We start from the raw sequence: 22715 nt of genomic DNA, 5'->3' as shown, positions 1-22715 counted from the left end.
CATGAAAATAGACAAAATTGTATTACGAAAAATGAAAATGGCGTTGAAAACGCCATTTACTACCAGCTTTGCGACGCAGACGGAAAAACACTTTTCCATCGCGGAAGTTCATGCCGATGGGCAGATTGGTTACGGCGATTGTTCCGCCATTTCCCTGCCATTTTATAACGAAGAAACCAACGTCACCGCCTGGCATATTATGCGTGACTTCCTGATCCCGATGGTTAAACAGGCGGGGGATATTGAGCATCCTTCTCTGGTTCGCGATATTTTCGCGCCGGTAAAGCGTAATAACTGTGCTAAAGCGGCAATCGAAGGCGGCATCTGGGATGCGTACGCGAAGATGAAAGGTGTACCGCTGCATCAATTACTGGGCGGTGTGCGAGATAAAGTCGAAGCGGGTGTCAGTATTGGTATTCAGGACACGCCTGATAAATTAGTCAGCGTGGTTGATAATTTCCTGAAGGAAGGCTACAAGCGCATCAAAATAAAAATCAAGCCGGGAAAGGACTACGACTATATTGCGGCTCTGCGTCAGACGTTTGGTGATATTACGCTGATGGTGGATGCCAATTCTGCCTACACGCTGGACGATATTGATTTCTTTAAGCGCATCGATAAATTTAACCTGCTGATGATTGAGCAGCCGCTAGCGCACGACGATATTATTGACCATCGCAAACTTCAGGCCGCAGTGAATACGCCGATCTGCCTGGATGAAAGTATTGCCTCGGTAGAAGACGCGCGTAAAGCAATAGAGCTGGGCAGTGCCAAAATCATCAATATTAAAGTGGCGCGCGTGGGCGGTATTACTGAAACCAAGTTGATTCATGACTACTGTCAGGCGCACAACATTCCGGTATGGTGCGGCGGCATGCTGGATACGGCGGTCGGTAAAGCGCACAACATTGCGGTGTCAACGCTGCCGAACTTTATCTATGCGCACGATATTCCACCGTCTTCCCGCTACTGGCATGAAGACTTCATGCTGCCGTTTGTTGAATTGGACAATGACAGCTGCGTGGCAGTGCCAAATAAACCGGGAATCGGCTTCGATATTAACCCTGCTCTGTACGATCAATATTGCTACGGACAGGAAACCTTTTTGTTTTAACTGATTCTTTCATCAGAAATTTTAAATCATATACCCTAAATAATTCGAGTTTCATGAAGGCGGCAAGAGAAGGAATCCCGATGAGCTTACATAAGTAAGTGATTCGGGTGAGTGAACGCAGCCAACGCACATGCAACTTGAAGTATGACGGGTATAAGTGTGAGCAGTAAAACGTTATCCAACACCAGGGAATAACGTTATAAGAATAGAGAAAAATAATGAGCGATGTTGCACCACGCGTAAGGGTAGGGATTTAGGGAGAAACACGGTGATGAGGTTCCCGCAGGGATATCTCGCACCGTGGTCGCTCCCGGTATCTCGATCTTAACCGTGGCTACAGACGCCTAACATAACGAGAATGCCGTTAGCAAAACGGCGAATACTGACTAAATCGGACAGACAGGAACGCAACGATGCGATTGAAAAAACTCATTCCACTCATGCTGGCGTTAGGTATCTCTCAGGCTTACGCAGCAGATTCAGGCAAAGAAATCACCATCGGCGTATCGCCGGGGCCGTATGGCGATATGGTCACGAAAGCGATCAAACCGGAAATGGTGAAAAAAGGCTATGACGTGAAAGTGCGCGAATTTAGCGACTACATTCAGCCGAACTTGGCGCTGTCGAATAACAGTATCGACGCTAACCTGTTCCAAAACCGCCGCTATCTTGACCGCTTCAGCGCGGATAAAGGGCTGAAACTGACGGAAGTGATCACCGTGCCGACCGCCAGCATGGGATTTTACTCCAACAAAGTGCACTCGCTGAATGAACTGAAAGCCGGTGATATCATTACGTTGCCGAACGATCCGTCCAATCTGGCACGTTCACTGGACTTCCTGCAAAAATACGGTCTGATCAAGATAAATCCAGAGATTACGCCGACTAAAGCTTCTGTGCGTGATATTACAGAAAATCCGAAGGGGCTGGTCTTTAAACCGTTGGAAGCGGCACAACTACCCCGTGCGTTGGGCGGTGTAACCGGTTCATTGATTAATGCGAACTTCGCGATGGCTGCGGGTCTGAACCTGTCTGATGCGATTCAGCTAGATGTGCTGCCGGAAGACTTGAAAAACATGATTGTTGTGCGTGCGGAAGATGCCGACAAACCGTTTGCTCAGGATCTGAAAGCCGCTGTTCAATCCCCTGAATTCGCCGCATTCTTTGAAGATAAAAACTCCATGTTCCACGCGTTCCAAAAGCCTGAGTGGATGAAGCAAGGCACGCAATCCGAATAAACGATACCTGCATCGATTGACGTGATTGCCCGATATCACTATGGTAGTGGTTACCATAGTGATATCGGGCAGTCTTTTATGGGAAAAATAGGGCAAAAAAGGATTTTTGTTGCTCGTCACTACGATAAATCTCGTAGAAAATCAGGCATAACCGATCGGCAGTTACGTGATATTGCGACTGACATTATTGATCATCCAGATAAAGGAGGTCTCGGTGGCGGTGTGTATAAGAAACGAATTGCGACTGGTCTGGGTAAACGTGGTGGCGCACGAACAATAGTGGCTTATCATCGTGCAGGTAACGTATTTTTCTTTGAGGGATGGGAGAAAAACACAGTATCAACGCGCGGGAAGGAAATCCCCGATGATGTATTGGCTGCTTTTAAAATTGCGTCAACGGTGTTTAAAAACAAATCTGATGCCGATCTTGAAATAGACCTTAAAAACAAAGAGCTTGTTGAGGTGATAAATGGTTGATAAGCGCTTGTTAAATATACAGAGTATGATTCAGCGCCAATATGCCGCAGGTACGGTCAGCGATGTCGATCTCGACGCTATCAACCGCTTGGTTGCGGAAAGTCGAAAGATGGAATCACGCGCCAGCATGGATGCGAGTAGAGTTCGGGCCATCCGTGAGCGTGAAAAAATCAGTCAAAGCCAACTGGCGGGTATCATTAATATGTCGGCCAATAGCGTTCAGAAATGGGAACGTGGCGTAAGCTCACCAACCGGGGCGGCATTACGAATACTTGAGGTAATCGAGAGAAAAGGGTTAAGTGCTATTCTCTGATGCTACCATGATGAAAGATAAATTATGTTCAGTGGCCGCTTAATACGGCCACTTTTCGTTTATTCGGTATGACGATCAGGTTCTAAACATCACCTCTGATTCGCATATTCACGATGTTCTTCTAATAACGCTTGCCCTTCCTCCCCCAGCTCCCAGAACAGGCCGGTCATGATCGCTAACCCTTCGCGGGCGACGGATTTCAGCAGGTGTTCGTTAACGGCGTGCTGGCCACATGCCGGATAGGAGTGGGGAATCCACAGCGTTGGCAGGCCGAGAATGTCGGCGAAAACGTCATTAGGCAGCGATCCGCCTAAATTCGGTAACAGCGCGGGCTGTTTGCCGCTGATTTGCTGCATCAGTGCCAGCGTCCAGTTCACCAGCGGATCTTCGGGGTTAAAACGCGTTGCTGGGGACGTGTTAAGAACTTCAACGTCCACCTGCGTAAAACCATGCCGGTCGAGGTGTTGACGCACATGCTGTGCCAGATGCTGCCAGTCGGTGCCGACCACAAAGCGCAGTTGGCAAATGGCGATGGCATCAGCGGGAATGGCGTTCACCGGCTTGTTTGGGTTCCCGGTAATGAATGACAGTACTTCCAGCGTGTTCCAACCAAACAGCCGCTCGGCAGGCGTGAGTCCCTCTGCTCCCCAGTTTTCATCAATCGCCGGATCGCCTTCGCTACCTGCGGGATCAATCGTGCTAAGAATTTCGCGCAGCGCTGGCGTCAGGGGCGGTGGAAGCAGGGTGTTGATCTTCATTCGACCTTGCCCGTCCACCAGGCTGGCTACGGCGTTCGCTAACTGCGTACCCGGATTGCTCAGCAGCCCGCCCCAGTTGCCTGAATGGTATGCCTGCTCGCGTGATTTGATGCGTAAACGGAAATTGGCGCAGCCGCGAGAGCCAAGAAACAGCGTTGGACGTTCTGCATTAAGGCGTGGCCCATCGGACGCGATAAGAATATCGGCGGCCAGTTCCTGTTTGTGCTGTTGGCACAGGTCGGCAAGCCCCGGCGAACCAATTTCTTCGCCCATCTCGAACAGCCATTTGCAGTTGAAACCCAGACGCTGACCGCGCGCCTGAAACACCTGCTCCAGTGCCATCAGATTAATACTGTGCTGACCTTTATTATCGGCGCCGCCGCGTCCGTACCAGCGATCGCCTTCTTCTACTAATCCCCAGGGCGATAGCCCATCGCGCCAGTTTTCGTCATCACCGAAAACCACATCGCCGTGGCCGTAAGACAGTATTGTCGGCAGGCTAGGGTCTTCAATGCGTTCGGCCAGCAGAAAAGGGGGATGACGTTCATCCGACGAAGCAATCAGCCTTACGCTGAATCCCATCGCCTGCAACGCGGGCTGGATCTCGTCCGTCAGATAGCGGTTCAGTGCGGGCTGGTTATTTGCTTTCTGGCTTTCGCTGGCGTGAGCAATACGCCGAGCCAACGTTTGTTTAAATTCTTCGCGATCGAAACGTTCACAGGCGATACGAATAAGGTCTGCGCTGGTCATGCCTTTCCTTGCTGGATAATGTGCCGAAGTTACCGATATTTAAAGAAAAAATGAGCTTTGCAACAATAATAAAAATTGCAATTAAGCTTTGCTTTTAATATAAACCTTCGAATCCTCAGCACATTCTGAAAGGAACGACGCCATGCACAGCTCCGAGATCCGTTATTTTTTGGTGGTTGCCACCACCGGTTCGCTCAGCGCCGCCAGTCAGCACCTGTTTGTTGCCGTTTCTGCTATCAGCCGCCAGATTCAGCGGTTAGAAGAACGCATCGGTGTGCCGCTGTTCGAGCGTCATGCACGCGGCATGGTGTTAAACGATGCCGGGCGTATTCTGGAAAACCATGTGCGTAAGAGCATGATGGACATGGATGCCGCCGTGGCGGAAATTCAGGGGCTGAAGGCTAGCCGCCGGGCGCTGTTGCGTATTGGTTGCACGGAGGGGATGGCGTTTGATCTGCTGCCGACCTTGTTTGCGCGTTTCCGCCAGCATGACCCGGATACCACCTTTGCGCTGAAGGTGGATTCGGCGATGCAGGTGTCGCAAATGATCCGCAACGGCGAAGTGGATATCGCGCTCCAGTTTGCACTGGCACCCGAACAGGGCGTGAATGTGGAACTGGCGCTACCTGCGCCGCTGATGCTACTGATGTCGGACGAACATCCGCTGGCGCAGCAGTCTATCCAACTGGCGGATCTGCATCCTTTCCCGCTGGCGCTGCCGGAATCGTCTACCACGCTGCGACAGCTGTTTGACCTCTCATGCCGCATGAACGGTACTTTTTTGGAGCCGACGCTGTGCTGCAACAATTTCACCACGCTCTATTACTATGCGATGAGCACGCCGGGGGCGGTCACCGCCTGTAGCTTCTATTCCGTGATGTATAAATGCTTACAGCAACCGATGCGCCTGAAGCCGCTGAATATTAAGCAGCTCGACCAGCGTTCGCTTCAGATCCAAACGCTGGCAGGCAAGGCTCATGCGCCACAGCAGCAGGCTTTCCTTGATTTCATGACGGCGGAACTGCGTCAGGGGGAAGCGTATTATCTAAGCCAGGTGGCCGAAGGCTAACTATCCGTCGAAAATTTGCCTTCACTCCATCTCGATAATGTCGTGTTTTTGCTCGTCTTCGAGCTGGCGCAGGACGCGATACACCTGTGCGACCGCCTGAAGCGTTTCGCGCGGAATGTAATGGCCTTCCGGTGTAGTGCGATATAGCGTCCGAGTCAGCCAGATGAAGCGAATCACCGGGATGTCCGCTTGTTGTGCTTGTGCGATGAGATCGCGAGCGGCTTGGTTTTCCCCTTTAAACAAGATGCGCGGCAGCGGCGTTTTTCCGGGTCGATAGTAGAGCCCCACCGCATAGTGCGTTGGGTTGACCAGCAGCATATCGGCGTCTTCTATTTTGGCCTTGGGACGCGGGGCGGCAGATTCGTTCATCAGTTCGTGCGCCAGCGATTTGCGGTGGCCTTTCATGTGCGGATCGCCTTCAGAATCCTTGTGTTCGTTGCGTAAATCCTCGTGGCTCATCCGCTGCTGCTTGAGAAAGAAATACTTTTGCAGACCGAAATCCATGGCGGACAGCACCAGCAGCGACGTCAGCGTGGTACGGGCAATGCGCGTCAGCAGCGCTTTAACCCCTTGCCAGAAACCGTGTAGATCGCCATAGGCCAATTCAACCAGCGTCTCTAACTCCGGCACCACCACTTTATAAAAGACGGTGCCGATCACCACCGCTTTGAGAATATTGGTCAGCATTTCCACCAGTTTGCGCATGGAAAACATCTGCTTGAACTGATTGATCGGGTTCAGTCTATTGAGATCGAGCTTCAGCGCTTCGGGTGCAAACAGCGGGCCATACTGGAGCCAACCGCCCGCGATGCGTAGCAGAACGGCAAGTGCCGCAGCCAACAGACAGAGCGTCCCCGCTAGCACGGCCGCGTCGTGAAACACTTCTTTCGCCACTTGGGTAAACGGTGTGCCAAGCCGTTGCAGCGGCAGTTGTACCAGCGCTTGCAGTTTCCCCATGGTGCTGTCCGCCAGCGCCAGCACACACTCCAACAGGCCGACGCAGATCAGCAGCTTGGGCACATCCTGACTTTGCCCGACTTCCCCTTTGCGGCGGGCGTCTTCCAGTTTCTTTTCGGTGGGTTGTTCCGTTTTCTCACTCATCGATTCCGCCTTGTTAGCTGTTTGATGCGGTAAAAAGCAGCGGGAGCAGGTGTTTGAGATCCGGCAGCCCCTGAAGTTTGTGGTCGCCTAAGTAGTACAGCACGGGCAGATAAATGATGAAAAACGCCATCCCGACCAGACATTTCGCCGGAATCGACAGAACGAAGACCTGAAGCTGCGGGCTATACAGGCTGAGTAACGCAATACTGAACTCCAGCAGCAGCAGTAGCGCCACCAGCGGCCCGGCGTACACCACCAGATGGGTGAAAGTGTCGGCCAGCAGGCTGAGATACACCTCAAACCCTTTTTCACTCGGTGCAGGCAGCCAGGAGAGTACCGGCCAGATCTGGTAACTGTCCCACATCAACTGCGTCAACCCCTTCAGACCGATACCGATAATCAGCAGCAGAATCAGCGTCTGTTTCAGCAGATGACCGAGCGGCGTGGCGTCCGAGCCCAGCGCGGGGTTGAGTTGGCCGCCCATCAACGCGCCGCGCTGGTTATCGAACAGCGCCCCGACGGACTCAAACAGCCAGAACGGCATCGCCAGAATCAGCGCGATCAGCAATCCCACCATGAGTTCTTTGAACAACAGACCGGGCAGCATCGGCCAGGACAGTGGTGTCAACAGGAGTTGCTGCTGCACGATGGGGGCGGGCAGCAGCGTCAGAGAAATCACCACGGCGTTGCGCATCATGCCTTTCAACACGTTGAGTGAAAAAACCGGCACCAGAATAAAGCAGGGATACAGCCGGGCGATGCCGAGCGTCATGGCGATGATAAAGTCGTAAACGTGCTGAATGGTGGCGATCATACGGATTTATACCCCAGTCTGCGCAATCATGTTGAACGCGGTAATCGCCAGTTGCATTAGCTCTACGCCAACCCAGCGCCCGCAGAGTGCCAGCGTCAGCCCGACAGAGATCAGTTTGACGGCAAAGGGCAGCGTCTGATCCTGCAATTGCATCACTGCCTGTAGCAGCGAAATCAACACGCCGACAGTGACCGCAACCAGCAGCGGCGGCGCAGAGAGCAGGACGACCATCACCATGGCCTGACGGAAAAGCGTGATTATTTCCATTGTGGCCTCACAGGTAGCTGTAGAACAGGCCGTCCAGCAGTCGCGTCCAGCCGTTGACCAGCACAAACAGCAGCAGCTTTAACGGCAGCGAGAGCGTCATCGGTGCGACCATTTGCATCCCCAGCGCCAACAGCACATTGGAGACGATGAGGTCGATGACGATAAACGGGATATAGATCAGGAAGCCGATTTTGAACCCGGCCTGTAGCTCCGACAGCACAAACGCTGGGATCACCAGCAGCAGGTTTTGTGTATTCACTTTCTCGGATAGCGAGGCGGGCCACATTTGCAGGCTGTTCTCATGCAGGTGGGTGAGGATGTCTGGATCAACGTTACGCGACATAAAGGTTTGCAGCGGTTCCAGTCCGTAGGTCACGCTGGCCTGAAGCGAGGTGATGTCGGTCATATCCAGCGGTTTTTCCTGCACGCGCTTGTTGATGTCCTGAAATACCGGAGCCATGACAAACAGCGTCGCCGCAAGTGCGATACCGTATAGTGCCATATTAGGTGGCACCTGCTGCACCCCGATGGCGTTGCGGGTAATCAGCAGCACAATCGCAATCTTCAGAAAGCAGGTACAGACAATCATCATCAGTGGAATAAGGGAGAGCGCGCCCAGAAAGAGCGCAAACATCAACGGATCGAATGCGCCGGAGGTCATGGTGCCAGCTCCGGTGTGGCGATGTTGCCTTCATCCTGCATTGGCCGCTTATGCGTTGGCGCGGAAAAGCGCTGGGTAACCTGTAGCCCCAATCGGCCTTCTACATCGACCAGATCGCCGCTCGCCAGCGCAATATCACCGTGATACAGCCAGGCTTGCCCCGGCACCACATCGCGCAGCGTCAGCACGCTACCGCTGGCAAGGTGTTGCAACTCCGTCAATGTCATCGTCAGGCTACCGCAGCGAATATGTAAGGCGATCGGCAGCGGTGGTAAATTTTCAGTGACGTTGTCACTCGCGCGCGTAAATTCATTCGCTGATATATCAGCGTGGGCATCGGTTAGCATTGTGTCGGTAGCTGATGAGGGCATTGAGACAGTCTCCATGTCGGTAACGGTAAAGGTGTAGGGCGCGTTTTCTGTGAGCTGTAGCGTGCCGTTCAGGCGCAACGTGCCGAATGACAGCGTTCCCTCGCCGGACGGCGTAAACCACGGGTGATTAGGGAGAACAATGTCGCCGGTCTGGAGCGGTTGTAGCGCGGTAAACGGCAGCACGACGTCAGCCAGCGTGAGCGGGATAGTGATAGCCATTCTTGCCGGCAGTGCACGGCGCTGGCGCTGCCAGTCAGCGCGGGCAAACAGTGCCAGCCAGACGGCATCAGCGGCCTGTATCCGGCTGCGCACGGTAATCCCGTTCCAACTGGCGCTAAGCCAGGCGCAGAGCGTGGTATCGTTGTCGTGCTGTTCTGCTGAATCTCGTTCTTCCGGGGTTGCTCGCGTTGGATACACTTCCCCCACAAGCGCGCGCAGTACGGGGTTGAGAGACTGGTTATAGAGCGTCCAGTACCACTGCGCCGCATCATCGTCTTCGGTAAGGGGTAACAGCGGGCAGTCGGACAGCAGGCTGAGCACAGGAAACGGATCGGTCAGTGAGAGATTGCCGATGTCGCTACGCCAACGGCTTGCCTGTGCGGCAGACGTTTCTTCTATCAGCCCACGTTGATGCGTCAGTTGAAGATGCAGACGGCCAGCAACCCCATCGCGGACAAAAGGTAGCCATAGTCCTGCCGCCAGCGTCGATCGGATGCGGGCGTGTTGCACGCGCATAGTCGGCAGCGTCAGCGGTCTGACGTGCATTGAATTGTCGGGGATGTTCGTGTTCATCGCTCATACTCTCTGGCGTCAAAACGCAGGTTGATCGGGCAATCCAGCTCGGTGGCGATCGCGCGACGGCAGGCTTCACGCCGATCTTTTAACTGGTGGTAACTTTCCCGGCTAAAGCGCAGAGAAATGTCCCAGCCGCGCGGCACCAGAGTGGCTAAGCGCGCATCGATGTCACCCAACTGCGGCAGTTGCAGGCTGAAGGCAAACGGTGGGGCGCAAATGTTGTCCATCGCTTCAATCAGCTCACATTGCAGGGGCAGCCACTGTGACGGTGTCACATTTTGTGGGCTATCCATTGTTTCGCTATGCAGCGACAGCGGTGCGTTGATGGGGTTGCCCGGTGGCAAGACGACAGGTGCTTCCTGATAAAATGCGTCTTCGAAGCCGTCCGAAAACGTGAAGGCTTCCCAGAAATCCGAATGGTGCCGATCGTCTGAACGTGAGGATTTACCGTGCAGCGCAGCCTGTGGGTTCTGCGTCGCCTTGGATTCGGATGACGCAATTTGTCGGTTATTCATACGTGCTCCTGAGGTAACGTAAGCAGATATTCCAGTTTCTCCACCGCCTTCTGGCATTGGCAGGTGGTGTGTCGGGCGTGATCAACCTGACGCTGCTGGTCGTCGTGCTGTTGCTGTGTAGCCTGTACCTGCTGTGCTTCTGCCGCTATCTCGCCGAGTAAACGCTGTTCGGCGGCAAGGTGCTTCTTCAGGTTTTCCAACGTTTGGCGTTGCCCCTGGGTTTCCTGAGCAAACTGGTCGCGCTGCGTGTGGCTGGCCTGTCGCAGCACCTCGACCTGCTGCTGGTGATGGCGTTGCTGCTCTGCAATCCTGATAAGTTGCTGTTCCTCCTGCCGCTGCTGACGCTCGCTGCGGCTTAAGCGCTGGCGGCGTATCGGCATCAGCTGGTTCAATACGCCCTGTAATTCCGCATCGCGTTCGGTGTTATGGGGCATAGCGGCTGACTCCGGCGAGCTGTTGTTGAATCACGCCATAAGGCATCGGTTCACGCATCGGCTGGCGCAGGAACTGCGCGATCGCTGAATGGGCGTTGACCGCGGAATCGGTTAACTCATCATGACCGGGCTGGTATTCACCCAGGCGGATCAGCATCTCAACCTGTTTGTAAGCGGCCATCAGACGCCGTACACCGCCCGCATTGCGGGTATGATCGGTATCCACGACATTACTCATGGTGCGGCTTAGGCTGGCGAGCACGTCGATAGCCGGATAGTGCCCCTGTTCCGCCAGACGTCGGGCGAGCACGATGTGCCCGTCGATCAACGAACGTACTTCATCGGCGACCGGATCGTTCATGGAGTCCTGTTCGATCAGCACGGAGTAGAGCGCGGTGATAGCGCCGTCTTCCGTTTGTCCGGCGCGTTCGACCAGACGCGGTAGCAGCGTATAGACCGATGGCGGCAACCCGCCGCGCCCCTGCGGTTCCCCAAGCGCGAGGCCGATTTCTCGTTGGGCGCGGGCAAAACGCGTCAGGGAATCAATAATCAACAGCACCTGACGGCCTTCGGCGCGGTAGGCTTCGGCGATGGCGGTAGCGGTGAACGCCGCGCGGGCGCGTTCCATGCTGCTGCGGTCAGAGGTAGAGCACACCAGCACGGTGCGGCTGCGTAGCTCGTCGTCCAGTTCGTGATCGAGAAACTCGCGTAGTTCGCGGCCACGTTCGCCAATCAGCCCGAAAACGATGGCATCGCACGGCGTATTACGCGCCAGTTCAGCCAACAGCGTGGTTTTTCCGCAGCCCGCACCGGCGAAGATGCCGACGCGCTGCCCCTGACCGATGGTCAGCAGGCCATCAACGGCGCGTAATCCGGTAGGAAGCGGCTGGCTGATGCGCGGTCGGGAGGTCGGCGGTGGGGCGTCTCCCAGCACTGGCTGCGTGCGCCCCGTGGGTTGCCCCGGTTCGACGAAGGCGCTCTCGCCGCCGTCTTCCAATGCCCGACCAAATCCGTCCAGCACGCTGCCCAGCAAACGTTCCGACACCTGAATGCAGTGTGGCTGATACAGCGGCGTTACGGCGGCACCCTGTGCGATGCCGTCCAGCGCACCGAGCGCGGAGAGAAAGGTGTTGTCCAGGCTGAATCCCACCACTTCTGCCATCATCTGGCTGTCGTCCTGACGCGCCACCCAGCACAGATCGCCAATACGTGCCTGCGGTAGGCTGCACTCCAGCAAAATACCGCTGACGGCCATGACGCGGCCTTTTTTCTCCACGGGCGCGTAACCCGCCAGGTGCTGGCGCTGCTGGGTGACCCACCGATCGAGCAGCGGAAAAGAAGAAGGTTGTGTCTGCATTACCAGTTCACCGTTATCTGTTGTCTGCCGCTGAATTCAATCTGGTGCTCATCAATTCGCACCAGACGCAAGTTGTCGATCTCATCGCCGATAAAAAAGCGCTGACCGTCCGCCGTGACGACGTTGGCACGCGACCCGCTGGTCACCTGAACGATCTGAAACGGCAGTTGCTCCGTTTTCAACTGCGTGCGGTTATCCACGGACAGCGCGGTTCTATAACGTTGGTGGAGTTGGGCGAGCATCCGTTCCAGCTTTTTTTGATCGTCCGGCGTGACTTGCCCGGTGAGCGTGAGGCGATCCTGATACGCCGCCACTTTCACGGCTGCGCTCAGTTCCCGTTCCTGCAACATCAGGCGCAGCGTGCTTTCCAACTGTGGCAGCGTGCCAAGCGGCTTGCGGGTATCCTGTGGCGGCGGTGCGGCAGGCATCGCGACGCTCTCCTGTAGCTGCCAACTGCCCACCATCACCAGCAGCAATGCGCCAAGCAGCAGGTAGCTGGCTTTGGCCCACAGCGGCAGGCGCGGTGCGGGTTGTGGCGTAGGCGCAGCGGTATAAGCCAGTGGCTCGTCGGTGGATATCTTCGCGGCGGGGATATCCTCTTCCGCCGTTGGAGGCGTTTCACTGTCATCAGGCCAGGGGGTCTCTGCGGCCACAATGCAGAGCCAAATCTGCCCCAGTGAAAACGGTGTGCCGGGCGGCAGCGCGTCAATTTGCTCAACGGCGTGACCTTCCGCATTACACATGGTGCCATCCTGTGCGCTCAGCGCCCAGCCGTCAGCGCTCTTCTCCAGTTGGCCGTGATAAGGCGCAATGCCGGGATCGTAAAGTACGAGATCGGCATCGTCGGCGGCACCGATGCGCCAGGCGTTGCCATACAGCGGCAGCGCCGCACCGCGATGTAAACCAGTCAGCACGCGTAATTCAAACATGATGTCTTCCTATGCGCTAAAGGGGTCAGGGGAGTCATACAGATCAAGGCGTCCGATGACGTTGATCGACAGGGTAGATTCCAGCTCGGTGAAGGACAGCACGGGGACGTGGTGAAATTCGTCCTGCAACAACGTGCGCAGCGGGCTGCGTAAATCCTGTGCTACCAGCACCAGACTGCTTTGTGACGAGAACGGTGGAAACGCCTGTCGTAGCTGACCGAGCAGCGTGGAGGCATAGTCCTGCGTCAGGGCGAAGAAGGTTTCGTTCTGCGTTTGGCGCAGTGCATCGCGCAGTAACTCTTCGCTTTCTGGCGTCAGCAGCCAGACGGCGAGGCTGTTTTCATCGCTGTACTGGTGGCAGATTTGTGATTTGAGCGCCAGACGCACGTAGTCGGTCAGCGCCAGCGTATCCCGCTCGTGCTGGCCCACTTCAATCAGCGCTTCGGCGATAGGGCGCACTGAGCGCAGCGGTACGCGTTCGGAGGCCAGCCGCTGTAGCACGCTGGCAAAACGCGAAAGCGGCATGATGCGCTGAAGCTCCTGCGCCAATTCTGGCTGCTCGCTCTCCAGCCAGGCCAGAATGGATTTGGTTTCCTGCAAGCCGATAAACTGTGAACCCGTGCGGTGAATGGCCTGTTCCATGCGCGCCAGAATCAGCTCATCCGCCGTCCAGCGCGGCACGTCGTCGGGCTGCTGCGCGACATGCGCCAACGGCAGCCAGAGCCATTGGCTTTCATCGCGCAGCGTGTGACCCGATATGGCGGTCGTCGCATCAGCGAGCGCGATGGCGCTATGGGCCACAGCCAGTTGGTCGGTGACAAACGTGGCTTTAACGTAGGGAATCTCATAGACGCAAAACTGAAATTCATCTTCCGCTAGCCGATCGCTGAATTCGATATCAAAAGACGGCAGCGTAAACCCGAAGCGGTAAACCAGTTTGTTACGCAGGCGGCGGATATTCTGCACCAGCGCCGTCGCCGTCGGCTGTCCTTGCCAGATGGGATGAAACAGCAGCAAATAGGCACGCGTGGGGTTAAAGCGTCGTAGATCCTGATAGCCGTTCTGTTCGGCAGGTATGTTATCCGCTTCCAACTGGCTGGCATCTAACTGGCCTTGCTGTTTGATGCGCCAGAGCTGAAACAGACCGCTGCCGAGCGAGGACACGCTGATGGCGACAAATACCAGCGTTGGCATTCCCGGCAGCAGTGCAAAGCCAAACATGCCGATGGAGGAGATGATCCACGCTTTGGGCTGGCTGGTGAGCTGTTCCGCAATTTCCCGACCAATATTGGCATCCACTTTTTGCCCGTCGGCCGAGACGCGGGTGATGATCATCCCGGCGGTCAGTGAAATCAGCAGCGCGGGGATCTGGGCGATCAGCCCATCGCCGATGGTCAATACCGAATAGACGTGCATCGCATCGGATGCCGCCATGTTGTGTTGCAGCACGCCGATGGCGAAGCCGCCGATCATGTTGATGAACACGATCACCAGCGATGCAATCGCATCGCCTTTAACGAACTTCATCGCGCCGTCCATGGCCCCGAATAGCTGACTTTCTTTCGCCAAATTTTCCCGCCGCTGTCGTGCCTGATGGGCTTCAATAAGCCCGGCACGCAGATCGCTGTCGATGGACATCTGTTTTCCGGGCATCGCATCCAGCGTGAAACGTGCCGCCACTTCGGCCACACGCTCGGAGCCTTTGGTGATCACCAGAAAATTCACCACCGTCAGAATCAGGAAAATCACCAGCCCGACTGCCAGATTCCCGCCGACGACGTAGTTACCGAAGGCTTCCACGATATGGCCTCCGTCCTGCTGGAGCAGGATCTGACGCGTGGTGGAAATGGAGATCGCCAGCCGGAACATGGTGGTCAGCAGCAGTACGGCTGGAAATGTTGAGAAGGCCAGCGGTTTGGGCAGGTACATCGCCAGCACGATCAGCAGGGAAGAGGCACAGATGTTGAGGGCGATCAGTACATCGATCAGCCCGGTGGGCAGCGGAATGATCATCATGAAGACGATAGACATCACGATAACCGCACCCACGACTTCCGAGCGTTGCATCGCGCTTAGTGCAATGCGATTTAGCCAGATAATCAACAGATTCATGGCTGCCCCTTATCCGATTCGCGTGCGTCCTGCTTTTGGCGGGGGGAGACGTCACGTTGCACATTTTGCGCCTGCTGTTTTTCGTATTGGGCGATATCGCCAATCATGCCGCGTATCAGCTGGAGTGCCGTTTGTCGGTTTTTGCTGTCTCGCCACAGTGGATGGGGCAGGTCGCTGACGAGCGGCAGCAGGGCGCTGAAAAACATCGCCTGATGCTGCACCTGCGTACCCGCGACTTCGCGGCCGAGATTATGTAAATCGCGTGCATAGGCACCGTTGGCGCTTAGGCCAATCAAACGGCGAGTTAATTCCACGGCTCCGAGCGTAAAAGCGGGCACTTTGTTTGCCAACCGCGTGAGTAGCGTCTGGCTGGATGACAGCGTGTGGCTCAGGTGACGGGAGTCGTTGAGGTTGCTCAGCATTTTGCTGAGAACGGCTTTCGAAATAGAGGGCGTCAACGAGGCAATATCTGCCGCGAGCGCCCGCTGCAACGTGCGCAGCCCTATGGAAAACGTCGTGGCATCAAAGCGTTCCAGCAGGGAATCCAGCAGCGCACTGGCTGACTGCTGATGCACGATTTTCTGATAGTACAGCTCGCGCATCGCCTGTTTTTGTTCCGGCTGGGTGCTGAACAGCGCAATGGCCGTTGCCGTATTCAGACCAGCCCGGACTTCCGGCCCTTTTGCCTGATGCAACTGCTGTAGCGCATTGTCAGCCGCCGTTGCCAGTTCAGGCTGCTGCGCTGACTGCTGCTGGATGTGGCGCAGCAGAATATCGCCGCGCGCCGGGTCGTTGCCTGCGGCCTCCAGCACGGCTTCAAGAGACGGTGAACCTTGTCGTGTCAACAGATCGCGCAGGCGGCTCAACTGCTGGTCGAGGGTACTCTGTGACGGATTTTCCAACATACGGAACAGTTCCGTCAGTTTCTCAATCCGTTCGACATTTGCGGTGACGCGAGCATCCGGCTGCTGGGCAATCTGTCGCCGATTTAACGACTTACTTCTCCGCTCGGCCTGCTCACCAAACGCCATGGCGACTTCCTCCATCGACGTAGACAGTGGAGAACCGGGCGAGGAGTGCAGTGGGCTTGCCTGCTGCACCGCCGTCTGTGGCATGGGATCGTCATCCACGACGACCGGTTGCGGTAGAGCGCTGCTAGAGGGAAGGACGGTCGGTATTTTGATCATGGTGTCATCCTGAATAAGTCGGCTACGTGTCGTGGTGTGAACGTGCAGTGAAATGAATGTATTGCTGTGTGGATGCAGAGAAGGATGGGTTCCCCGGCGTGAAGTCATCGGAGCAGGCTGAATTTGATGGCGGATTGAATGAAATGCCGTTTTACTGATTGCAATAACTTGCAATTTCACGCCGCTGGCGTTGGCAATAAGTGGCGTGGTAAAAAGAAAAATAAAAAATAACTGATTAAAAATCAGTGTGATAAAAAACATTCCGGGCTGGCACAAGGCTTGCTCTTCCGTTTTTGCCAATAGGGCATAACAACGGAGAGTCAGCAAATGGAAATGTCTACCCTGAAACACATCGAACAGACCCCTTCGCTTTACCCGGCACTCGCTGTCGATTGGGAACTGGTGTTTCGTCAACACGGAAAGAAATTGCATAACTTTATCCGCAAGCGCGTCAGCAACCATGATGACGTGGAGGATTTACAGCAAATGACCTATCTGGAAGTGCTCAAACATCAGGATAAATTTGCGGGAGCATCGCGGCCGGAGACGTGGGTGTTCGGTATTGCCCTCAATCTGGTGCGCAACTATTTCAAGCAGGCACGACAGCGCGCTCAGGAAATGGGCGATGAGATGCTGGAACATATCGCGATAGAGCTCGATCCCGGCACCATTACCGAAAGCCAGCGGGCACTGAAACGCGCGATGGACGCCATCGTCACACTGCCTGAGGACACCCGTCAGATGTTGACGCAACTGCTGGATACCGATGCCAGTTATCAGGATCTTGCGTTGCAGATGGGGATTCCGATTGGCACGGTGCGGTCACGGCTGTCTCGCGCCCGAGGTGTGATCCGTCAGGCCGTGGAATCCTGACGCGATTCCACGGGACGGAAGGAGGCGCCTGCACCCGCTGTTTTTCACTGACTGCTGGGGTGACCGCCTGATTCAAGGTGGCGGTTACCGCTCAAAACATAGGTTACACGCAGTGATATCAGGTCGCATTTAGCCGTTGCAGGGTTTCCTGTCCATCTTCTGGCATGTTGAGACGCCGTATCGAGGCACCTGCACGGCGGGTGCCTGCGCGACGGTCTTAATTCAAATAAGGAGATGGCAATGATATTTACCCAACCTTTTCGTTCCGATGATCACGCTAAAGCCCCCGAGCTGGAACTGGTGGATTTTGCATTCAGCCGTATTAAGGACGCCATTTATATCGTCAATGAAGCTCAGTGCTTTTGTTATGTCAATGAGGCCGCAAGTCAGACGCTGGGCTATAGCATTGCGGAATTTATGCAACTGAGCATTGCCGATATCGATCCGCACTGGGCCGCTGAGCACCGCTCGCCCGACTGGTTGCAGGCGTATGACTCTGGCGTGGGAACCACCTTTGAAACCCGGCACCTCACCCGTTACGGCATGACTATTCCGGTTGAGGTCAATCTAACGCATTTCCAACATAAAGGACGTAGCTACAGCATGTGTGTAGTCAGAGATATCAGGGAACGTAAACACATTGAACAACTGGCCTACGCGCGCGATCAGGAGTTTCGGGCGCTGGTAGAAAATTCACCGGATTTGATTATTCGCTTCGATCCCGGTCTGCATTGCCTATATGCCAACCCCGCCAGCCTGAAACATTTGGAATTTACCATAGAGCAGCTTCGAGGTCGGATGATTACGGAGTTGATGCCTGGAGCAGGGTGCGCAATCCGTATGGAACAGCTGGTGCAGCAGGTTGTCGATACCCGCAGTAGTGCGGAAGGTGAAGTGATGGAACAGTTGGGCAAAGGCGATCAGTGTCATCAGAGCATTCATCATATTCGCTGCGTGCCGGAGTTCGATCAGTATGGTGCGCTGGTTTCCATTTTAACGGTGGGACGCGACATTACCGCTATTCGCTATGCGGAGAAGAAACTGGTCGATTCCCATATGCAACTGCGCTTGTTGGCACGTCAGCGTGAGATTTCACGCGAGGAAGAGCGTAAGCATATCGCTCAGGAAATTCACGATGAACTAGGGCAACACCTGACCACGATTCGCATGAGCCTGTCGCTGATACGCATGTGCTTTGCCAAGGATAATCCAGATATGCAGGGGCATTTACAAAGGCTGATGCAACTGGCTGACCAAACGATTCAGGTGGTGCGTAATGTCTCGACCCGACTCCGGCCAAACGTATTGAACATGGGGCTTACGCCCGCGCTGGAATGGTTGTGCGATGAATTTAATCGCCACTACAGCGCCACCTGTCTGCTACGGACGCTGGGGGACACATTGGCGCTTGATGACGAAAGTAGCACGGCGGCATTTCGCGTTGCGCAGGAATCGCTGACCAACGTGGCACGTTACGCCGCCGCGACACAGGTGATCGTTACGTTGGATAACCGGGATGACAGCATCGTGTTGCGGATTAAGGACAACGGCAAAGGGTTTGATGCGAACGCAAAAAATAAAAACGCCTTCGGGCTGATGAGTATGAAGGAGCGGGGCCGTATGCTGGGAGGGGAAGTCATCATTGAAAGTGCCCCCGGCACAGGCACACAGGTACAGTTAGCATTTCCTAAAAATGGCTATATCCGCGGATAGCGAGACAATAACAACAAAAGGAAGAAATGAGCGATGGGCAAAAAAATACGTCTCATGATCGCGGACGATCACGTCATCATGCGTGAAGGGCTTAAGCAGATTTTTGCGCTGGATGACTCGCTGAGTGTGGTGGCTGAAGCGGGAAATGGCGCACAGGTACTGACACAGTTACGCAACGTAGCCATTGATGTGCTGCTGTTGGATATGTCGATGCCGGGGATTAGCGGTGAAGCACTGATTGCGCGCGTGGTGGCACAATATCCACGTTTACCGATTCTGGTTCTCAGCATGTACAGCGAGGCGCAAATTGCGCAGCATGCGCTGAAGAGCGGTGCCAGAGGCTACATTACCAAAGACAAAGATCCAGAAGCGTTGTTGTCGGCGATCCGACGTGTGGCGCAGGGGGCTCGCTATATCGACCACACGATCGCTGAGCAACTGGTGTTTTCCAACTATACGGAAGGTGGCAGAGCCGAACATGATGTTCTGACCGCGAGAGAGCATCAAATCATGATTATGTTTGCGCAGGGCATGGGCATTAATATCATTGCCAATGAGTTGGCCATCAGCAATAAAACGGTCAGTACCCATAAAGCCCGCCTGATGGAAAAAATGCAGTTCGGCACCAATGTGGAGATCGTGAAATATGTCTTTAGCAAAAAGCTCATTCCCTAGTATTGGGAACCTGTGGTGAAACGAGAATAGATAAAAGGGATTCAACAATGGTGGAGTCCCTTTATTGAAGTTTACGTATTCTTAACGCCGCCTTTTCGCTTTTCTGCTTATTGTTATAAAAATTAATGGGCTGTTTTTACTTATTTTAGTGACTTTTTTGTAGGTATTTCCCTACAAACTTCTCTGTAATTCCTACCGGATGTTCAGCGATGCCTGATAGTTTCATTATTCAATGACGGTAATGCTTGTGGTCGTTCCACCGGTGATGAATCGGTGTGCGCCGCATTGAGAAGTACCTTGGGTGCACAGTGGTAACCCTCATGTTATGGAAGGCAGTCAGTTAGCCCGCTTGGGCTCAGGAGTCGTCAATGAATAACCATTACCGTCAGGACAGACAGCACTATTCATCATTAGCAAGGCCAGCATTAGAATATGCTCCCTCATCATCGGAATATACTTCACATGCAACGGATGATATTCACTCATCGTTGCTGCCTATCGTCAATGTTATTGCTCCCCTGAATGTCGACATCGTTCTGGAAGGCGAGACGGGGACAGGGAAAGATACGCTGGCGAATCGGATTCATCGACTTTCCCAATGCAGCGGCCCTCTGGTGGCGGTGAACTGTGCCGCCGTGCCGGAAAATTTGGCTGAGAGCGAGTTGTTTGGCGTGGTATCCGGGGCCTATACCGGCGCTAACCGCTCCCGTGCCGGGTATCTGGAAAGTGCGGATAAGGGCATTCTGTTTCTGGATGAAATCGACAGTATGCCCATGACATTGCAAGCCAAAATGTTACGCGTGCTGGAAAGTCGCGGCGTCAAACGGCTAGGGAGTACGCAGTTTACGCCCGTGGATATGCGCGTCATTGTGGCGACGCAAACGCCGCTGCTGGAATTGGTAGAAAAGGGGCGCTTTCGACGCGATCTCTATTTCCGTCTGGATACGGTAAAGATCCGACTGCCGACGCTGCGTTCCCGTAGCGATCTTATCCTGCCATTGTTCCAGCGTTTTAGTCAGGAAGCGGCGGTACGCCTGAGGATGACATTGCCGCCAATGACGGCGGAAATTTACGAACAGCTGCTGACCCATAGCTGGCCGGGTAATATCCGCGAGTTGAAAGCGGCAGCGGATCGCTGGGCTCTGGGGCTGTCGCCCCTGGCGGAAGTTCAGCCGCTGCTGCATCCCCGTCCTTTGCAACTGAAAGACCGTTTAAAGCGGATTGAAAAGTTTCTGATTCAGGATGCGCTGCGCCGTCATGACCACTGTATTGACGATGTGATTGTGGAGTTGGGTATTCCAAAACGTACGCTCTACCATCGCCTGAAAGTGTTGAATGTGATGGCGCAAGAGGCGTGTGCAGGGGGTGGGGAACCTATGTCAGACATGATGGCCTGATAGTGACGGTTTAAAAACGGGCTCACCGCGAAGGATGACGGTGGGCCAATGAGATTACGTGGTTTCGATCGGCGGGCATTGATAGTGGAGGCTATCTGGCAGATCGTGCAACGCGACCGCTTTACCGAAATACCATCCTTGTATAATGGCGGAAGGACACTGTTCCAGGATATAGGCGGCCTGTTCCCGTGTTTCGACGCCTTCGATAATCACGCAGACATCCAGTTTTTTGATCAGGGTGAAGAGCAGGTCTGCCATGGCGGCATTAACCGAATCTGTCCCGATGGCGCTGACGAAAATCTTGTCGATCTTAATCATATCGAATGGCAGGTGACTGAGATAATCGAGGTTGGAATATCCCGTACCAAAATCATCAAGCGCGATTTTATAGCCCGCATGCTGTAATGCCTGAAGACCGGTCGCCAGCGTTTGATGAGACGTGCTCGAACGTTCAGTCAGTTCTAACATAATACGTGCTCTGTCTATCCCCATTTCGTCGCACATGTGCTGCAAGAAGCGGTGATAGTCAGGCGACACAATATCGATTACCGACAAATTAATACTGAGCAGGAAAGGCGTTTCTCGCGTGAGGTAAGGCCGCATATCGTGCAATGCCTGGCGCGTAATGATTCGGGTGAGCTCCGCGAGATAGCCCATCTCTTCCGCAATATTGATAAAATATTCCGGTGATACGTTGTCTCCGCGTTCGTTTTTCCATCGTGCCAGCGCTTCTACGCCAATAATAGCCCGCTGCGGCAGACTGATGAGCGGTTGATAATGAACTTGAAACCGTTGATGTTTGATCGCACGTTTTAACTGCGATGGCAGGGTCTGGTGCCGATCGTAGTAGAGCTGATAGGACAGGGTAAAACTGGCACCGATGAGCGCCCCGACAAAAAACAACGCGGCGATGATATACCAGGGACGATACAGGATACCCGAGGAATCTAACTGAGCCAGTACGCAGATATCTCGGTTCAACTCACAGGAAAATATCTGACGTTTCCCCATGGTTAACCACGCATTATTCGCCTGCTGTGTCTGTTTGAACGTCGACAGGTCGATGTCGCCAAACATTTGATAGATATGGCCTAAATTACGGGTTGTTAGCGCGGCGCTGTGTTCGGCTGGCGGTTGGATAAAACGGCGAAATGCGGCGGCGGCGGTGACAGTGACTACATCGTTGAGGCTTGCCATATCTGCGGTAATACGTGGATCAACCACGTCTTTCATTGCGGTCCACAGTTGCACGCCGTCGGGCGTTGTCAGGTTCGGCGGTAGCAGATAAATCGGTGGGTTGAGAATCCCCCAGCCCGCAGAACAGATGAGGTAGTTGTTCTTGATACGTCCGATATCGCGCAGATAGACAGAATAAAAAGAGAGCAGGCGTAACTCTTTCAGATCGGCGTTGGAACAGGGCGCGTTATTCAGCGTTAGCACGCGGTTGATGGTTTCCCTGCCTTCATTCGCGACGGCGTTTCCCTGCTTCAGCACGTCCTGGCTATAGCGTAGTAACTGCGCTTGCTCTAGCCTGGCCAGAACCCCTTGCCCAATAAACAGAGCCAGCAATGCGCTGCCAAACGAAACAAAAACAAGTCTGAACCATAATCCGGTGTTGGTAGTTAAGGCGAGCATAGCGATCATCCGGCAGCGTGACGGAAAGAGTACGGCATGGGTTCAAATATCGCATCCTTGCCAACGATATAGCGTTTATCCGCCATTATTTTTATAAGTGGTATGGCGTAACGCTCCTGCAAATCATAAATAACGAGTGACCTTTAAGCAGAAATCATCA

22 protein-coding genes are annotated in these 22715 nt (G+C 54.4%); 9 read left to right on the top strand and 13 right to left on the bottom strand.

Annotated features, from left to right (window positions below; all coding sequences use genetic code 11):
* Nucleotide 1: 1 nt before the first annotated feature.
* The 4 genes from menC to EDI29_RS03735 all read left to right on the top strand — a co-directional run bounded on the left by menC (nt 2) and on the right by EDI29_RS03735 (nt 3142).
* A complete protein-coding gene (menC, locus tag EDI29_RS03750) occupies nt 2-1114 on the top strand; it encodes an o-succinylbenzoate synthase (protein ID WP_137739783.1) in 1113 nt (370 codons plus the stop codon).
* 413 nt (nt 1115-1527) lie between these two features.
* The gene (locus EDI29_RS03745; RefSeq protein ID WP_137739782.1) at nt 1528-2352 is read left to right on the top strand and encodes a MetQ/NlpA family ABC transporter substrate-binding protein; all 825 of its coding nucleotides are present in this window, start codon (nt 1528-1530) and stop codon (nt 2350-2352) included.
* A 78-nt stretch (nt 2353-2430) separates the two neighbouring features.
* Nucleotides 2431-2829, top strand: coding sequence for a type II toxin-antitoxin system RelE/ParE family toxin (locus EDI29_RS03740; protein ID WP_137739781.1), 399 nt, complete (start codon nt 2431-2433; stop codon nt 2827-2829).
* Nucleotides 2822-3142, top strand: coding sequence for a helix-turn-helix domain-containing protein (locus EDI29_RS03735; protein WP_137739780.1), 321 nt, complete (start codon nt 2822-2824; stop codon nt 3140-3142). Before EDI29_RS03740 ends, EDI29_RS03735 begins: the two co-directional genes overlap by 8 nt.
* A gap of 89 nt (nt 3143-3231) precedes the next feature.
* Here EDI29_RS03735 and EDI29_RS03730 read toward each other — a convergent pair whose 3' ends face one another.
* Nucleotides 3232-4650 carry a M20 family metallopeptidase gene (locus tag EDI29_RS03730; protein WP_137739779.1) on the bottom strand — a complete coding sequence of 473 codons (1419 nt, stop codon included), beginning with the start codon at nt 4648-4650 and terminating at the stop codon, nt 3232-3234.
* A gap of 142 nt (nt 4651-4792) precedes the next feature.
* On the opposite strand from EDI29_RS03730, the gene EDI29_RS03725 reads away from it, so the two are divergent.
* Nucleotides 4793-5719 (top strand): LysR family transcriptional regulator, encoded by a 927-nt coding sequence (locus EDI29_RS03725; RefSeq protein ID WP_137739778.1) that lies wholly within the window; start codon nt 4793-4795, stop codon nt 5717-5719.
* 21 nt (nt 5720-5740) lie between these two features.
* Here the strand turns inward: EDI29_RS03725 and sctU are convergent, their stop codons facing one another.
* The 11 genes from sctU to sctW are packed head-to-tail and all read right to left on the bottom strand — an operon-like array spanning nt 5741 to nt 16262.
* On the bottom strand, nt 5741-6820 hold the full coding sequence (gene sctU, locus EDI29_RS03720; RefSeq protein WP_137739777.1) for a type III secretion system export apparatus subunit SctU: 1080 nt from the start codon (nt 6818-6820) through the stop codon (nt 5741-5743).
* A 13-nt stretch (nt 6821-6833) separates the two neighbouring features.
* Nucleotides 6834-7634, bottom strand: coding sequence for a type III secretion system export apparatus subunit SctT (sctT, locus tag EDI29_RS03715; RefSeq protein ID WP_137739776.1), 801 nt, complete (start codon nt 7632-7634; stop codon nt 6834-6836).
* Between the two features lie 6 nt (nt 7635-7640).
* The gene (sctS, locus tag EDI29_RS03710; RefSeq protein ID WP_107169627.1) at nt 7641-7901 is read right to left on the bottom strand and encodes a type III secretion system export apparatus subunit SctS; all 261 of its coding nucleotides are present in this window, start codon (nt 7899-7901) and stop codon (nt 7641-7643) included.
* A gap of 7 nt (nt 7902-7908) precedes the next feature.
* Nucleotides 7909-8562: a type III secretion system export apparatus subunit SctR gene (gene sctR / locus EDI29_RS03705; protein ID WP_137739775.1), complete on the bottom strand. Its 654-nt coding sequence runs from the start codon at nt 8560-8562 to the stop codon at nt 7909-7911.
* Nucleotides 8559-9725 carry a type III secretion system cytoplasmic ring protein SctQ gene (sctQ, locus tag EDI29_RS03700; RefSeq protein WP_137739774.1) on the bottom strand — a complete coding sequence of 389 codons (1167 nt, stop codon included), beginning with the start codon at nt 9723-9725 and terminating at the stop codon, nt 8559-8561. Before sctQ ends, sctR begins: the two co-directional genes overlap by 4 nt.
* Nucleotides 9722-10243, bottom strand: a complete 522-nt coding sequence (locus EDI29_RS03695) for a type III secretion system HrpP C-terminal domain-containing protein (RefSeq protein WP_137739773.1) — start codon at nt 10241-10243, stop codon at nt 9722-9724. Before EDI29_RS03695 ends, sctQ begins: the two co-directional genes overlap by 4 nt.
* Nucleotides 10240-10677 carry a type III secretion protein gene (locus EDI29_RS03690; RefSeq protein WP_137739772.1) on the bottom strand — a complete coding sequence of 146 codons (438 nt, stop codon included), beginning with the start codon at nt 10675-10677 and terminating at the stop codon, nt 10240-10242. The genes EDI29_RS03695 and EDI29_RS03690 overlap by 4 nt, the downstream gene beginning before the upstream one ends.
* Complete coding sequence (sctN, locus tag EDI29_RS03685; RefSeq protein WP_137739771.1) at nt 10667-12034, bottom strand: type III secretion system ATPase SctN; 1368 nt, start codon at nt 12032-12034, stop codon at nt 10667-10669. Before sctN ends, EDI29_RS03690 begins: the two co-directional genes overlap by 11 nt.
* Nucleotides 12034-12963, bottom strand: coding sequence for an FHA domain-containing protein (locus tag EDI29_RS03680; RefSeq protein WP_137739770.1), 930 nt, complete (start codon nt 12961-12963; stop codon nt 12034-12036). The genes sctN and EDI29_RS03680 overlap by 1 nt, the downstream gene beginning before the upstream one ends.
* A 9-nt stretch (nt 12964-12972) precedes the next feature.
* Nucleotides 12973-15075: a type III secretion system export apparatus subunit SctV gene (sctV, locus tag EDI29_RS03675; protein WP_137739769.1), complete on the bottom strand. Its 2103-nt coding sequence runs from the start codon at nt 15073-15075 to the stop codon at nt 12973-12975.
* On the bottom strand, nt 15072-16262 hold the full coding sequence (gene sctW / locus EDI29_RS03670) for a type III secretion system gatekeeper subunit SctW (RefSeq protein ID WP_137739934.1): 1191 nt from the start codon (nt 16260-16262) through the stop codon (nt 15072-15074). Before sctW ends, sctV begins: the two co-directional genes overlap by 4 nt.
* A 327-nt stretch (nt 16263-16589) precedes the next feature.
* Between sctW and EDI29_RS03665 the strand changes: the two genes are divergently transcribed.
* The 4 genes from EDI29_RS03665 to EDI29_RS03650 all read left to right on the top strand — a co-directional run bounded on the left by EDI29_RS03665 (nt 16590) and on the right by EDI29_RS03650 (nt 20920).
* The gene (locus EDI29_RS03665; RefSeq protein WP_137739768.1) at nt 16590-17135 is read left to right on the top strand and encodes an RNA polymerase sigma factor; all 546 of its coding nucleotides are present in this window, start codon (nt 16590-16592) and stop codon (nt 17133-17135) included.
* 240 nt (nt 17136-17375) lie between these two features.
* The gene (locus EDI29_RS03660; protein ID WP_137739767.1) at nt 17376-18848 is read left to right on the top strand and encodes a PAS domain-containing sensor histidine kinase; all 1473 of its coding nucleotides are present in this window, start codon (nt 17376-17378) and stop codon (nt 18846-18848) included.
* Nucleotides 18849-18881: 33 nt separating this feature from the next.
* The gene (locus tag EDI29_RS03655; protein WP_137739766.1) at nt 18882-19523 is read left to right on the top strand and encodes a response regulator transcription factor; all 642 of its coding nucleotides are present in this window, start codon (nt 18882-18884) and stop codon (nt 19521-19523) included.
* A gap of 368 nt (nt 19524-19891) precedes the next feature.
* Nucleotides 19892-20920 carry a sigma 54-interacting transcriptional regulator gene (locus EDI29_RS03650; RefSeq protein WP_137739765.1) on the top strand — a complete coding sequence of 343 codons (1029 nt, stop codon included), beginning with the start codon at nt 19892-19894 and terminating at the stop codon, nt 20918-20920.
* A 54-nt stretch (nt 20921-20974) separates the two neighbouring features.
* Here EDI29_RS03650 and EDI29_RS03645 read toward each other — a convergent pair whose 3' ends face one another.
* Nucleotides 20975-22555, bottom strand: coding sequence for an EAL domain-containing protein (locus EDI29_RS03645; protein ID WP_137739764.1), 1581 nt, complete (start codon nt 22553-22555; stop codon nt 20975-20977).
* Nucleotides 22556-22715: the final 160 nt, after the last annotated feature.

Source organism: Pectobacterium polonicum, from assembly GCF_005497185.1.
Taxonomy (GTDB): Bacteria; Pseudomonadota; Gammaproteobacteria; order Enterobacterales; family Enterobacteriaceae; genus Pectobacterium; species Pectobacterium polonicum.
This window is presented reverse-complemented; position numbering and strand designations above follow the sequence as displayed.

What these genes read in the sequence shown, in the direction of transcription:
- menC (WP_137739783.1), top strand. Translation starts at nt 2, where the DNA reads ATGAAAATAGACAAAATTGTATTACGAAAAATGAAAATGGCGTTGAAA.
- EDI29_RS03745 (WP_137739782.1), top strand. Translation starts at nt 1,528, where the DNA reads ATGCGATTGAAAAAACTCATTCCACTCATGCTGGCGTTAGGTATCTCT.
- EDI29_RS03740 (WP_137739781.1), top strand. Translation starts at nt 2,431, where the DNA reads ATGGGAAAAATAGGGCAAAAAAGGATTTTTGTTGCTCGTCACTACGAT.
- EDI29_RS03735 (WP_137739780.1), top strand. Translation starts at nt 2,822, where the DNA reads ATGGTTGATAAGCGCTTGTTAAATATACAGAGTATGATTCAGCGCCAA.
- EDI29_RS03730 (WP_137739779.1), bottom strand. Translation starts at nt 4,650, where the DNA reads ATGACCAGCGCAGACCTTATTCGTATCGCCTGTGAACGTTTCGATCGC.
- EDI29_RS03725 (WP_137739778.1), top strand. Translation starts at nt 4,793, where the DNA reads ATGCACAGCTCCGAGATCCGTTATTTTTTGGTGGTTGCCACCACCGGT.
- sctU (WP_137739777.1), bottom strand. Translation starts at nt 6,820, where the DNA reads ATGAGTGAGAAAACGGAACAACCCACCGAAAAGAAACTGGAAGACGCC.
- sctT (WP_137739776.1), bottom strand. Translation starts at nt 7,634, where the DNA reads ATGATCGCCACCATTCAGCACGTTTACGACTTTATCATCGCCATGACG.
- sctS (WP_107169627.1), bottom strand. Translation starts at nt 7,901, where the DNA reads ATGGAAATAATCACGCTTTTCCGTCAGGCCATGGTGATGGTCGTCCTG.
- sctR (WP_137739775.1), bottom strand. Translation starts at nt 8,562, where the DNA reads ATGACCTCCGGCGCATTCGATCCGTTGATGTTTGCGCTCTTTCTGGGC.
- sctQ (WP_137739774.1), bottom strand. Translation starts at nt 9,725, where the DNA reads ATGAACACGAACATCCCCGACAATTCAATGCACGTCAGACCGCTGACG.
- EDI29_RS03695 (WP_137739773.1), bottom strand. Translation starts at nt 10,243, where the DNA reads ATGAATAACCGACAAATTGCGTCATCCGAATCCAAGGCGACGCAGAAC.
- EDI29_RS03690 (WP_137739772.1), bottom strand. Translation starts at nt 10,677, where the DNA reads ATGCCCCATAACACCGAACGCGATGCGGAATTACAGGGCGTATTGAAC.
- sctN (WP_137739771.1), bottom strand. Translation starts at nt 12,034, where the DNA reads ATGCAGACACAACCTTCTTCTTTTCCGCTGCTCGATCGGTGGGTCACC.
- EDI29_RS03680 (WP_137739770.1), bottom strand. Translation starts at nt 12,963, where the DNA reads ATGTTTGAATTACGCGTGCTGACTGGTTTACATCGCGGTGCGGCGCTG.
- sctV (WP_137739769.1), bottom strand. Translation starts at nt 15,075, where the DNA reads ATGAATCTGTTGATTATCTGGCTAAATCGCATTGCACTAAGCGCGATG.
- sctW (WP_137739934.1), bottom strand. Translation starts at nt 16,262, where the DNA reads ATGATCAAAATACCGACCGTCCTTCCCTCTAGCAGCGCTCTACCGCAA.
- EDI29_RS03665 (WP_137739768.1), top strand. Translation starts at nt 16,590, where the DNA reads ATGGAAATGTCTACCCTGAAACACATCGAACAGACCCCTTCGCTTTAC.
- EDI29_RS03660 (WP_137739767.1), top strand. Translation starts at nt 17,376, where the DNA reads ATGATATTTACCCAACCTTTTCGTTCCGATGATCACGCTAAAGCCCCC.
- EDI29_RS03655 (WP_137739766.1), top strand. Translation starts at nt 18,882, where the DNA reads ATGGGCAAAAAAATACGTCTCATGATCGCGGACGATCACGTCATCATG.
- EDI29_RS03650 (WP_137739765.1), top strand. Translation starts at nt 19,892, where the DNA reads ATGAATAACCATTACCGTCAGGACAGACAGCACTATTCATCATTAGCA.
- EDI29_RS03645 (WP_137739764.1), bottom strand. Translation starts at nt 22,555, where the DNA reads ATGCTCGCCTTAACTACCAACACCGGATTATGGTTCAGACTTGTTTTT.